This window comes from Candidatus Methanarcanum hacksteinii, from assembly GCF_964305265.1.
GTDB classification, from domain to species: Archaea; Thermoplasmatota; Thermoplasmata; order Methanomassiliicoccales; family Methanomethylophilaceae; genus Methanarcanum; species Methanarcanum hacksteinii.
In genome coordinates this window covers 435,608-447,932 of record NZ_CAYATA010000003.1, presented here as the reverse complement: position 1 = coordinate 447,932, position 12,325 = coordinate 435,608, and the positions used below count along the sequence as shown (strand labels likewise).

Annotated in this window: 15 protein-coding genes; 13 read left to right on the top strand and 2 right to left on the bottom strand. The window is 48.9% G+C overall.

The features are described from left to right. The 3 genes from ACI2NF_RS07105 (at position 1) to ACI2NF_RS07095 (ending at position 1,161) form a co-directional block, all read left to right on the top strand. Positions 1-237, top strand: a complete 237-nt coding sequence (locus tag ACI2NF_RS07105; RefSeq protein WP_177971607.1) for a hypothetical protein — start codon at positions 1-3, stop codon at positions 235-237. An 80-nt stretch (positions 238-317) separates the two neighbouring features. Further along, complete coding sequence (locus ACI2NF_RS07100; protein WP_400151860.1) at positions 318-551, top strand: hypothetical protein; 234 nt, start codon at positions 318-320, stop codon at positions 549-551. 55 nt (positions 552-606) lie between these two features. Next, positions 607-1,161, top strand: a complete 555-nt coding sequence (locus ACI2NF_RS07095) for a hypothetical protein (RefSeq protein ID WP_400211274.1) — start codon at positions 607-609, stop codon at positions 1,159-1,161. Here the strand turns inward: ACI2NF_RS07095 and ACI2NF_RS07090 are convergent. Together ACI2NF_RS07090 and ACI2NF_RS07085 are read right to left on the bottom strand one after the other, a co-directional pair. Further along, complete coding sequence (locus tag ACI2NF_RS07090) at positions 1,151-1,705, bottom strand: hypothetical protein (RefSeq protein ID WP_177971610.1); 555 nt, start codon at positions 1,703-1,705, stop codon at positions 1,151-1,153. The genes ACI2NF_RS07095 and ACI2NF_RS07090 overlap by 11 nt on opposite strands. Positions 1,706-1,728: 23 nt before the next feature. Beyond that, a complete protein-coding gene (locus ACI2NF_RS07085; protein ID WP_400150292.1) occupies positions 1,729-2,700 on the bottom strand; it encodes a DUF2111 domain-containing protein in 972 nt (323 codons plus the stop codon). Positions 2,701-2,823: 123 nt separating this feature from the next. Here ACI2NF_RS07085 and atwA point away from each other — a divergent pair, with 123 nt between their 5' ends. From atwA to ACI2NF_RS07035, 10 genes are all read left to right on the top strand, one after another. Further along, positions 2,824-4,443, top strand: coding sequence for a methyl coenzyme M reductase system, component A2 (atwA, locus tag ACI2NF_RS07080; RefSeq protein ID WP_400152335.1), 1,620 nt, complete (start codon positions 2,824-2,826; stop codon positions 4,441-4,443). Then, entirely contained in the window at positions 4,440-5,063 is a 624-nt protein-coding gene (gene mcrC, locus ACI2NF_RS07075; protein WP_177971613.1) for a methyl-coenzyme M reductase I operon protein C, read from the top strand. The genes atwA and mcrC overlap by 4 nt, the downstream gene beginning before the upstream one ends. Continuing rightward, entirely contained in the window at positions 5,060-6,577 is a 1,518-nt protein-coding gene (gene mmp3, locus ACI2NF_RS07070; RefSeq protein ID WP_400211273.1) for a methyl-coenzyme M reductase-associated protein Mmp3, read from the top strand. The genes mcrC and mmp3 overlap by 4 nt, the downstream gene beginning before the upstream one ends. After that, positions 6,574-6,996 carry a methanogenesis marker 6 protein gene (locus ACI2NF_RS07065; RefSeq protein WP_400147313.1) on the top strand — a complete coding sequence of 141 codons (423 nt, stop codon included), beginning with the start codon at positions 6,574-6,576 and terminating at the stop codon, positions 6,994-6,996. Before mmp3 ends, ACI2NF_RS07065 begins: the two co-directional genes overlap by 4 nt. After that, entirely contained in the window at positions 6,993-7,445 is a 453-nt protein-coding gene (locus ACI2NF_RS07060) for a methanogenesis marker 5 protein (protein WP_400147316.1), read from the top strand. Before ACI2NF_RS07065 ends, ACI2NF_RS07060 begins: the two co-directional genes overlap by 4 nt. Then, positions 7,445-8,674 (top strand): methanogenesis marker 15 protein, encoded by a 1,230-nt coding sequence (locus ACI2NF_RS07055; protein WP_400147318.1) that lies wholly within the window; start codon positions 7,445-7,447, stop codon positions 8,672-8,674. The genes ACI2NF_RS07060 and ACI2NF_RS07055 overlap by 1 nt, the downstream gene beginning before the upstream one ends. Positions 8,675-8,683: 9 nt before the next feature. Continuing rightward, on the top strand, positions 8,684-9,244 hold the full coding sequence (locus ACI2NF_RS07050; protein WP_400147320.1) for a methanogenesis marker 17 protein: 561 nt from the start codon (positions 8,684-8,686) through the stop codon (positions 9,242-9,244). After that, positions 9,244-10,176 carry a methyl-coenzyme M reductase family protein gene (locus ACI2NF_RS07045; RefSeq protein WP_400147323.1) on the top strand — a complete coding sequence of 311 codons (933 nt, stop codon included), beginning with the start codon at positions 9,244-9,246 and terminating at the stop codon, positions 10,174-10,176. Before ACI2NF_RS07050 ends, ACI2NF_RS07045 begins: the two co-directional genes overlap by 1 nt. Next, positions 10,173-10,592, top strand: coding sequence for a GIY-YIG nuclease family protein (locus ACI2NF_RS07040; RefSeq protein WP_400149922.1), 420 nt, complete (start codon positions 10,173-10,175; stop codon positions 10,590-10,592). The genes ACI2NF_RS07045 and ACI2NF_RS07040 overlap by 4 nt, the downstream gene beginning before the upstream one ends. Before the next feature lie 115 nt (positions 10,593-10,707). After that, on the top strand, positions 10,708-12,309 hold the full coding sequence (locus tag ACI2NF_RS07035) for an FAD-binding oxidoreductase (RefSeq protein ID WP_177971508.1): 1,602 nt from the start codon (positions 10,708-10,710) through the stop codon (positions 12,307-12,309). Positions 12,310-12,325 lie beyond the last annotated feature (16 nt).

Genomic DNA, 12,325 nt, shown 5'->3' with positions numbered 1-12,325 from the left:
ATGGCAAAGACATCGTTCAATCTCAAGGATCCGGCGACTTTCGTTGGTTTCATCTTGGGACTTCTTGCAACAGTGCTCTTCGGCGTGTTGGGATTGATTATCCTTATCGTTGTTGTGCTGTTCTATTATTTCACCAACAAGAAGAACGTTGTGCCCGCATTGATCGGTGCACTCGTCGGTATTGTTATCGGCATCGTGATCAACATCATAGTCGGTGGCGTTATCGCGTTATTCTGATGAAATAAAAGGCCAAGAAACAAACATCTTAATTTTTTCTACACCTATGCCACATGACAACAATCGATCGAGATGATGATATGTTTAGAAGGAAGAGTAAAGTGAACGTTAGGAGGAAATCTCCAGTGAAATCTATCAGAGATTTCGAGAAAGATCTTCTTAGGAATAACAAAGGTGGCGGAAAGGTCACCAATTGTCATATAGATAGGGATGAATTCACTATCACGATCGATATCGATGATGCTAAATTCGAGATGACTTATGGGCAGGCAGCCCTGATCCTCATGGCGTTAAAAGGCATCTACAATAAATGATCGAGTGCGGGTATTGATAAATATTAATTCAATATTGACAGGGATTGTGAACTGAATGATGGCTGAGAATGATTATCTGATCGGAAAGGATGTCATCACCAAGGATGCGTACAAGTTAGGGGAGATACAAGATTACTCTTGTGAGACCGTATCCTGGAGCATCATGGGTCTTAGGGTGAAGAGTGGCAATAATGTGGCGCCGTTATTGAACATCGGTAGCGGCAAATCCATGATTTTGCTTCAGCCAGATGATTTCACGATAAATGATGTTGTGCTTTTGGATGACACAATAGAGGAAGTCAGATCTAAGATCACTGCGGATAGGTCGGATTACCTTTCGATCAATTCGATAATCGGTATGAGTGTATATGCCTCTGACGGATTGTTGGTCGGAACGATAGATTCCATCGAAGTAGATTATTCCAAATGGAAATTGATCTCGATGCAAGTAAAGTTGGACAAGGCTGCACATCAAGCTCTAGGTGTCAAGAAGATCCTATTCGGTAAGAAGATATCGGGGATCCTCATGTCGCAGATAGACGGCATAAGGGATTCCGTGATATTATCCCTTGATACTGACAGTATAAGGGGTCAGATGATCATCCTTTGACCGTATTGAATGCTACGAGGATGGATGCGTATTTTCCATTATCTTCCATCCCGTGCCATTTCCTAATCATCTTGTCACATGTAGGCGCAGGACTGCATGATATGACATCGAAGCATCCGTTGCTCTCATTCAACTCAGGGAATGGAACAGGCGGCATGATGAATGATTCGCTACCTCCTGGTGGTATCTCAACATAGGGAAATATGACGAAACCATCCGACAACCAGAGTACGTCGTCTCTGTTCCTGTATTCCGCAGATGTCTCGGGGAAGACTTCGGTACCTAGGAGTTTCCCATCACTTGAAAGCAGGATTACAGTGGGTTTTGGCGGTGGCCTGAACCTGGGATCCTTGACGATACAGATGACTTTCTCCCTTTTCAGAGCTTCCATATAACCTAGATTACAAACTGTGATTCCTCCGCAGGCCTTCACGGTATTCTCCTCGGCCTGTACCTCTGCTTTGATCTTGTCATCGAGGTAGAAGGCGTCGATGACACCTCTGAGTCCTTTCAGCAGTTTGATATGCTGGTCATCTTCACACATGTTCACTCGTATGTTTACTTGTTCTAAAATACCTTATCCTCGGAAAGTTTCGTTACAATAGGCCCTTTGGACGTCAGTATCTCCTTTATGTCGACGACACCGATGGCTGCGATCGCTTTCCCATCGAGATCGATCGGAGTGACGACGACTTTGATACCTTTATATGGTCCACTTGTAGCGATCTTCCTTATGCACGTTTTCGTGCGGATGACATCCTCTAGGACCTCTCCGGTGTATGCATTGTCGATGACGACCCCATTCTCGATTCTCACACCAAGGTCATCCCTGCTCTTCGCACAGACGGGAAGTCCACCTACCAATTCGTGTATCGCGAACGCGAGTGACAATATTTCTCCGGTGGATGATCTCGATGATAGGATGTCCTTGATGCCTTTCTGTAATCTTAGGCCGCCCATCGTATTCAATGCGGCCGATATCGCACCGCATTCCGCGAGTTCGTAGGAATCTGCCGTACCGATGATCACCGCATCATCGTTCCTTACCGCGAATATGTCTCTGATGATCTTCTCGGTATCCTTGTCCACGGGGTAATCTGAACCAGGGAAGATGAGGCGGTTGTTGGAACATATCAATGTCGTAGCACCCTTCGCACCCGATATGATTGCCGAATCCCTCTCCTCACAACCGAATGAGATCCTTCTGGAGGCATGTCTGATCAGTACGGCACAGTTGTACATGCCGATGGTGAGGTCATGTAGGACGATCGGTTTCGCATCCAGGAATATCAATCCTCTGTATTCATCCCCTTCCTTTGTCAGTGTGATCCCACTCTTTCCGATCTCTATGTATTTGTTCTCGAGGAGGATATTCAGGATCGTCCTTGTGCTGCCTTCTCCGATGCCAAGTACCGATGATAGTTTCTTCCTTCCGATCGGTTCATCGACATCCATGGACATGATCGATTTCCATATGTGATAATCATTGAATTTCGGGGCAGGCCCACAGATCCTGACGTTGGATGATGGATGCATCATACATCCAGTGTTCTGTTCGGATATAACAATTCTGGTGTTGTCAGTCGTAGCCAATATTAACGCGACTAATCTTTACACACGATAAAGGCACGCTTTATCTATTTAAAAGTGATAACGCTGTTTATGTCAAATGAATCTGTCGAACTTTTAAAATTAGAGAATGTCTCGAAAGTTTATGACGGAAGGACTGTGCTCAACAATGTCAGTGCTACTTTGTCAAGCGGTAAGATCCTCGGTCTTATCGGAAAGAGCGCAGCCGGAAAAAGTGTTCTGATCCATATGATCAGAGGTTCTGATGATTACGCACCCACTTCAGGCAGGGTGCTCTATCATGTCAACATATGCCCCAAGTGTGGAAACCTTGACCTTCCGTATTCAGGTCACGTATGTACGAAATGCGGTGCTGAACCGAAGACAGAATGGGTGGACTACTGGGCACTCCCCGAACGCGATCCTGTCAGACAGGAGCTCAAACAACGTATCTCCATCATGTTGCAGAGGACGTTCGCTCTCTTCGGAGACAGTACGGTGATGGAGAACATATTCGAAGCCATCGGAGACAAGGTCTCTGAGAAGGAGAAGATCGAGAAGACCATCGAGCTCTTGGAATTCGTCAACATGACTCACAGGATAACGCACATCGCGCGTGACCTTTCAGGAGGAGAGAAACAGCGTGTCGTCATGGCAAGACAGCTTGCGAAGAACCCGTTGATATTCCTCGCTGACGAACCAACAGGTACTCTCGATCCGTATACCGCCAACATCGTTCACGAGAGGTTGGTTAAATATGTGCGCGAGAACAACATCTGTATGGTATTCGCATCACATTGGCCGGAGGCCATCAACAAGATGGCGGATGAGGCGATATGGCTCGACTCAGGTAACGTCGTCATGAGTGGCGATCCTAAGACCGTCACATCCAAATTCATGGAGGAATACCACTTCGAGAGAAGGAAGGATACCAAGCTCGGAGAGCCTCTCATCGTTCTCGAGAACGTGAAGAAACATTACTTCTCCGTCGTGAGAGGTGTCGTGAAGGCTGTGGATGGAGTATCATTCACCATAAGGGAGAATGAGATATTCGCGATGGTCGGTATCTCTGGTGCAGGTAAGACCACGACATCCCGTATGATCGCAGGTATGACTCCAGTAACATCTGGTGTCGTCAAGATCAAGATCGGTGACGATTGGGTGGATATGAGCGAATCAGGATTCATGGGCAAGGGAAGGGCGACACCATACATCGGTGTCCTCCACCAGGAATACACATTGTATCCGTTCGATACCATCCTCAAGAACCTCACAGTTTGCATAGGGATGACGATGCCTGCCGAGATCGCCAAAGTGAAGGCGATACAGGTCCTTCAGAGCGTAGGATTCCCAAGGAAGGATATCGAGAAGGTCCTGTACTCATACCCCGATGCATTGTCTGTCGGTGAGCAACAGAGGGTCGCATTCGCGCAGGTCCTCATCAAAGAACCCCGTATCGTCATCTTGGATGAACCTACGGGAACGATGGATCCGATAACAAAGGTTACTGTCGCCAAAGCCGTGTTGAATGCGAGGGACAACCTCGGTGAGACGTTCGTCGTCGTCAGTCACGACATGGATTTCATCCTCAATTGTTGCGACCGTGCCGTTCTCTTCAAGAACGGAAAGGTCATCGAGGAAGGAAAGCCGGAAGAGATCGTCAACGGTTTCGACAAGATAGAAAAAGAATTGGAAAATGGTGAACAACAGTGAAACAGAAGATTGGAAGGCATCTCAGTTTCGTTGAGTGCCGTGAATCCATGGGGATGGGTCAGGGCGGAGGCTTGGCGCAGAGAGCGACTATCTCGGAAAGCGGCAGGGATGTTGTCGCCATCGCCATGGGCCCTGGAAGAAGACACATCACGAAACCTGTGTGCGAGATCACGTATGCACTCAGGGAAGAAGGTATCGACACGTCGGTCTTGGTCCTTAACGCGGGTGCAGGTGTGCCTGCGGATGCAGAGGATGTCTCCCATGGACAGTGTATGGGATTGGATCCGATCGAAGTGGAGAGGATACAACAATTCAAAGTGGCATTGATACACCTCGGGAATGTCCGTAGCCACATAATATGGAAAGCAAGACTCATCCTCAGGAATGTCGACATCCCTGCGATAGTGGTATGTCAATGTCCTGTGGATTTCGAGGATTTCGCCGCCATCGGTGTGAAGACGAAGGATGTCATGCCACCCGATGATAAGGTGAACACCAAAGGGACCATAATAGAGATTGTCAACGGAGTCATAAGAGGGATCTCATGCCCTCAGGATAAGTTGGATGAGATCGTTTCGAAGGTACAGAGCATGCTCCCTAAACAGGAGGAGTCGAGATGAAGGTACTCGTCAACGGCAAGGAGAAGGAGTTGCCATCGAAAGCAACACTCAAATCGGCATTGACCGGCGAGCATTACGTTAAGGATACGCTTGTATCGATCCACCTCTCGACCGAGAAGTTGGTCAAGGAATCCGATGATTTCGAGATCGTCACAGAGAGGGGTAGCATGGTGATCCATCTTGACGATACTCCGGATGCGAAGATCTGGAGATCGAAGGTAAGTGATATGTCCGAACTCTTCCTGAGATGGAGGACAGAGAGGCTCGATGCCTTCGGTTCATTCTCCACAGATATAGAGTTCGATCAGACGGAAGGGATCTACAAGCGTTTCGATTGTTTCTTCTCATTGGGAGGGAATGATAATTCCACGACATACATGATGATCGCGAGGAAGGACCATAAGAGATCATATGGTGCTGGTAGCGGTCGCATAGGACACATCACGAAAGGGAGGCACATCCTGGACATATTCCAAGAGGGAGACAGGATCATAGAGGTCAAGCCTTTGATATCCGAAGAGAGTACGGAGAACGTCATAGTCACGACCGATCTCTCATTCAAGCTCGAGGACGGATATTCCGTCGACACGCACGTGAGGATAAAGCTCGACGAATCATCACCGGAGAGTGCGGAGCATGTATTGATCCTGTCGGACAAAGGTCATATGCACATATCGGACACATCTGGAAGCTATGCGGCCTGTAGTGAGGATCAGGATATCTCGATGGAGATCGAGGACAGAAGGGTGAGGGACATAGGTTCGGTCACCGTGAGGAATCAGGGTGTCGGATTAGGAAGGATATTCATCTACAAGGAGAAGAGGCAGTTATCAGAGGTGCACAATTACGCAGGTACCGTGATAAGCGGTATGCCCATAGTCAAGATGGCCAAGGGCGATAGCAGCATCAGTGTTGTGACAGAACCTCTTCGTTTGTTGACTGTCGGTATGACGCAGAAGAAAGCATCGGAATTCCTCGATTCCAGAGGCGTGAAGCAGGAAAGGGTAGGTGACGTCGATGATGATGCGATTGTTGTCGAACAGATACCTGAAAGGACTATCGATGCATTGAAGGCTGGAAAGGTCAAGACATTCGCTGTGAAAAAGGACAGGATCTACAGGATATCCTTGGACAGGAAGAAATCTCCATTGAGCGTCCATTATTTCGAGAAGGTCACAGGCTTGAGTCATAAGCCCATAGGTTCGTTGAAGGTGTTCTTCATGTTCGATGGGATGCCCATGGTGCAGTTCGAAGGCGATCCGAGCAGAGCGCATATGCTCTATCCCGATGAACCGTTCAAGAAGTGTAAACGCGGAGACATCGGTGTAACGAATCAGGCAAGACCCAATGCAGGCCTAATAGGCATAAGGTTGGAGGACAGCAAGGAGTACGGACCTACCGGTGAGGAGGGATATGGTACGAACATCTTCGGAAAATTCGAGGATGACCTTGATGAATTCTTAAAGAAGACTGATGATGAGGAGGTCATCTATGTCACGGAGGAGAGATTATGAGTGAAGAGAGAGAAACAAGACTTCTCATGATATCGCCCACATCCAATATAACACCGGATCAGCTCTCGCGTACGATCCACTCCATGGGCGAGAGGATCACAGTGAAGGAGACCTGCTACGGATGTCTCATCGAAGGGCCTAGTGAGGTCGTGAGGCGTGTACGTGATAGGGCTAGAGAGATGGATCGTAACGCCATATTCTCGAAGATCAGAGCATATCCCGCGAGCGACCCAAGAAGATGCCGTGCACAGCATGGTACCAGGCCTGGTTATTCCCAATTGGAGATGGAATGGAAGGCCCTTACCAACATAGAGGCTGGACTCGATGCATTGGATAGAGGAGAGGAGATCAAGGAACCCACTCCTAAGAAACAACTTTCAGTAATGGAATTTAAGAAAATATGTGAGGCGAACCAATGAAGGTGTTCATCGACCCCCCAAACAGTATGATTTTATTCGATTTGATAGAGAGGTTCGGACATGAGCCCCTCAGTACAATGGCAGCACTCCAAGAGAGGGTGGACAATATAGAGATAGATATGCCTCCGATGAATGTGACATTGGATGACGTCATCAAAGGACTCAAATATGCAGGTATAGAGGTACCGTCAGGTATCAGAGGAAGACTTGCGATATGGGGCCCCCTAATCGAGGAAGCGGATGCCGCTGTCGTCATGGAAGGGGCACCGTTCGCCTTCGGATGTGTCGGCTGTGAACGTTCCAACCTCATGGTCAAGTATCTGTTGCAGAGGCGCGGGATACCCGTGGTCACTGTCAATTATCCCGAGAATGAGGAAGAAGGTAAACTCGTGGTTGCCAAGATAAAGGAATTCTTGGACAAGCTCAATGATAAGAGGGAGGTGGATTGATGTCCGAGTTGATCAAGATCGCACAGTTGTCATGCGGAACCGAATACAGTAGCGTTCAGTATGAGATAGAGAAGGCCGCACGCAGTGTCGGTGCCAAGATAGTATATCCTGACGTATCCGCTGCAGATGTGGATGATGCGGTGCAGAGATTCGGTTTCAACCCAAGGTCTCCGCAGCTCAAATTGATGATTGCACGTGCCGTCCAATTGGCTGATGGACTCTACGATGCTGATGCAGTGTTCATCGCAACATGCTTCAGATGTGCCGAGGCCGCACTCGTGAGGAATGAACTCAGAAGATTCATCCAAGAGAACACAAGACTCCCTGTGGTCACATACTCGTTCACAGAGAGGCTCAAGGCATCACAGCTCCTCACAAGGATGGAGGCATTGGTCACCATAGTGGCAAGGAAGGAACTCCTTGCCAGAGAGAAGCAATCCGGATTGACCGCAGGATTGGATTCGGGTTCATCCACGACCAAGGCCGTCATCATGAGGGATAACAAGATCATAGGGAAGGCATGGATGCCCACAGGTAATGTGGTGGAATCCGCCACATCTGTCCTTGAGGATGCACTGAAACAAGCTGGCGTGAAATTGTCTGATATTGAGGCGATAGGCACGACAGGATACGGACGTTTCACTCTCGGTAAACATTTCAACGCCAAATTGGTCCAAGAGGAATTGACGGTCAACTCCAAAGGAGCCGTATGGTTGGCTGACAGACAGAGGGGAGAGGCGACCATCATCGATATAGGCGGGATGGATAACAAAGCGATAACCGTCCGTGATGGTGTCCCTGATAACTTCACCATGGGTGGTGTCTGTGCAGGTGCATCCGGTCGTTTCATGGAGATGACCGCCAGAAGGCTCAAGATCGATGTAGCTGACCTTGGAAAATATGCAGTGAAAGGGGACTGGAGGAATGCTAAGATGAACTCATACTGTTCAGTCTTCGGTATACAGGACCTTGTCACGACACTCGGTGAAGGGAAATCATTCGAGGATGTCGCAGCCGCAGCATGTCATTCAGTGGCCGAACAGGTCTATGAGCAACAGCTTCAGGAGGTCGATGTGAGGCATCCGATCATCCAGGTCGGAGGTACATCGCTCAATGCCGGACTTGTCAAAGCCGTCGGCGAGGTCCTTGGAGAGGCACCTATCGTGCCTCCGAACTCACAGTACATCGGAGCCGTCGGAGGAGCACTTCTGAGTTCAGGATTCCTGTGAGGTGTCCATATGCTTATCGATGTGACCGGTACGGAAGAATATGCATGCGAAGCATACAAGAAGCTCTTCGAGGACATCATGAACGATGTCGGCAAGGCAACGATGATAGATCGTGCTAAGTTGGTGCTCAAACCAGAGGTCCCTCTGTTCATATTCAGCGTCAGATTGATCAATGAGCCGACGAACAAAGTCGTTTCCGATGCCGCGGATCTGAGGCAGGAAGGATCCGACACACACGTTTCCATCTCCGATGAGAGATATGCTCCCGAGATCATAGCATCACTCTGGAAGAATTATGGCAGGGATAAGGTCGAACAACAGACGAGATTCGATCTCACCGTATACGGCGGGGATGAGAAGGCCATATCGAATTACCAGATATCATCTGGAGAGGAAGCAAAGAAAGAGATCATCGGTGCACTCTGGAGGGTCATGCCTGAGGGCATCAAGAACAGACACAACATGTCCGATGGCAACGTGATAACGATAGTCGCCACGGAGGAGCTGATGCATCCAGAGATGATAGATGAGGGTGTGAGCGTGCACAAGTCGATGAAGGAGGTTGCCTGATGTTCGAGGTCATGATGTATGATGGAGGCATCTATCGTTCGGATGAGTTGTTCGAAGCGATAGAGGATGTTGGCGGCGTCGTATTGCAGAGGACGAGGAGCGCACAGCTTCTCACTGTCACCATGTCCATCCCAGGTGAGGACAAGGAGATGCTGTCGGAGAAATGCAGGGAGATCGGAGGCGAAGTGAAGAATGTTCCCCTCGCAGGTACAGAGATCGCAGTGGTCGGATGTACGTTAGGAAGACACCACATGCCGCACCCGATATGCGACATAGCCGAGGAGATCAGACAATACGGGGGCATATCTGTTGTCATGGGCCTTGCAAGAGGCAGAGGTAAGAGCACCTCCCAGATATCAGCCAAAGAGAAGGGTATAATCGAGGAATACGATGCAGCGGTGTTCATGCTTGGTAATTTCAAACAATGCATCGAATCCAAGAAGGCATTGTTCGATGACATTGATATCCCTGTGATCCTAGTATGTGGTCCACAGCCTGACGGTCTCGATGAGGATTGTGAGGCTATCGTGTCCGGTGTCGGCCGTAAGGCAGAGAGGATGAGGACCACGGATGAGAGGAAGAAACTTACTGAGATCGCCGACGTCGTTGATCAAGTCATCAGGAAAAGAAGGGCGATGTTCGAGGAGGATCCTCTGTTCGTCCATCCTGCTGAATTGAAACAGTTGTTGGAGACATATGAGCCGATAGACATGAGTCTCAGACCTGCACCCATCGTCCTTCACCTGGACGGCCTTAGGGTCAAGATACCATATAGCGAACACAAGGATTATTTCGATAATCTGACCGTCTATGGTAGGAAACTGACGGACATAGCTAGGATCTCAGAGTCCAAGATCGATGACAGTAGTACGATCATAAGGATAAAGACGAAGTCAGAGGTCGATGACGAGGATCGCAGGAAGGGCATATGATCCGTAAGGGGACATATGTCCTCTTCCTCCACATCCCATGTGATACCATTGTCAACGTAGGTTCAATCGGTCCAATCCCATTCCAAGAAGGATATTACTGCTATGTGGGCAGTGCGATGGGCGGGTTGGACCAGCGTATCAATAGGCATATCTCCAAAGAGAAGAGATTGCGGTGGCACATCGATTATCTGACAATGGCATCCGATGACGTATATGCATTCGAATCCAGCGGAGACTGTATCCCGGAATGTGATTTGGCGAAATTGTTGTCCGACAATGGTTCCACCCCGGCGGTCGAGGGATTCGGATGTTCTGATTGTAATTGTGCAACGCATCTTTTCCGTGCTGAACCAGCATTTTTGGAAAGTATCCTAGTAAAAAATGGTCTTACGAAATTCGTACCAAAAATTGAATAAACTTATTATATTCGAAACATGAGGTTTTTAGTTTATATACTCAGGAAGGAAGGGTTATAAACACTAATCTATTTTACAGCACTATCAAGTCACACTGTAAAGTGAGGGACAGAATATGAAAGGCGTAGAAAACTTATCACGCAAAGTGACTCCCGAAGTCATCAACAAATTGATTGAGATCTGTGGAAAGGACGATGTCAACACAGGTGAGATGGATAGACTCCTTTACGCTCACGATCTTGCACCTTTGCCAAAGGAAGCAGGTATTGCGTTCAAACACATTCCTGATGTAGTCGTCAGGCCCGAGTCCGTACAGGAACTCTCCAAGATCGCAGCACTCGCATTCAAGACAGGCGTCGCAGTGACACCCAGGGGAGCATCCTCATGGGGTCTTGGAGGATCCATGCCCGTTGAGGGAGGTATCCTTCTCGACATGTCCGCCAAGATGAACAAGGTCATCGCTGTGGACAAGGTCAACATGACAGTCAAAGCACAGGCAGGATGCACATGGAAGCAGATCATGGATGCATGTGATGCAGAGGGTCTCTTCGTTGGATCCACACCTTCATCATTCCCCTCAGCAACGCTCGGCGGATGGGTCTCCACCGGTGGAATCGGAATCGGCGGATACAAATACGGAGGAGCAAGGGAGAACATCATGAACCTTGAGGTCGTCCTCTCGGATGGTATGGTCATCAACACAGGTTACGACAGCATCGGTAACAACATGTCCGGATACAACCTCAACCAGCTCTTCGCAGGTGCAGAGGGTACACTCGGATTCATAGGCACAGTCACACTCAGGGTATACCCTAAGGGTGAACTCAGGTACCTCGGCTACGACTTCGACAAACTGAAGGACATGCACGGACCTATCCAGAAGATCGTCAACCACCCCAGCGTAAAGCCGCTCCACATCGCATGGTCTGACAGTTACCACTTCGACAACCAGAGGAAAGCAGGACTTCACGCACCTGATGTGTCCAACCTCTTCCTCGTCACACTTCAGGGAGCACCCGAGTTCCTTGACCTCGAAGAGAAGACGATCGATGCTATCGTAGAGGAAGCAGGCGGAAGGAAGGTCTCAAGCGAGATCTGCGAGCACGAGTGGGAAGAGAGATGCTACGAGTACAGGTGCCGCAAGGCAGGTATCGGATCGATCCCCGCAGAGGTCGTTGTGGAAGTACAGCACTGGGGAGAGTTCGTCGACGAGTGTTACAAGGGATTCGAAGCAATGAAGATGGAGCCCGGAGGAATCGTCGGAATGATCTCTGACCGCAGCACAGCGATGTTCATGCCTTACTACTTCAAGGATGATGAGAGCATGCTCGGAATGCTCGCATTCGCATACAACTTTTACATGGGCGACAAGGCAATGCTCTACGGCGGTCGTTCACTCGGATTTGGCGTCTTCTTCGCATCGAACCTCGATGTTGTCCACCCCGGTGATGAACCTGCAGTGATGAGGGACATCAAGACATTGATGGATCCCCACGACATCGTCAACCCCGGACACCTCGTCTGCGGAAAGACAAGGTTTGGAATCAACCTCGACAAGAACATCATGGGCGTCGCATCGAAGCTCATGGTCGGTGTCAAGAAGTTGTTACCCAAGGACTCAAGATTCGAATCCAACCTCGGAAGGTTCTACTACAACCAGCTCGAGGAAGAGAAGATGGAGTCTCTTGAGGTCACATACGGAAAGGGAACCGAGTAAAACAATGGAATCGAGG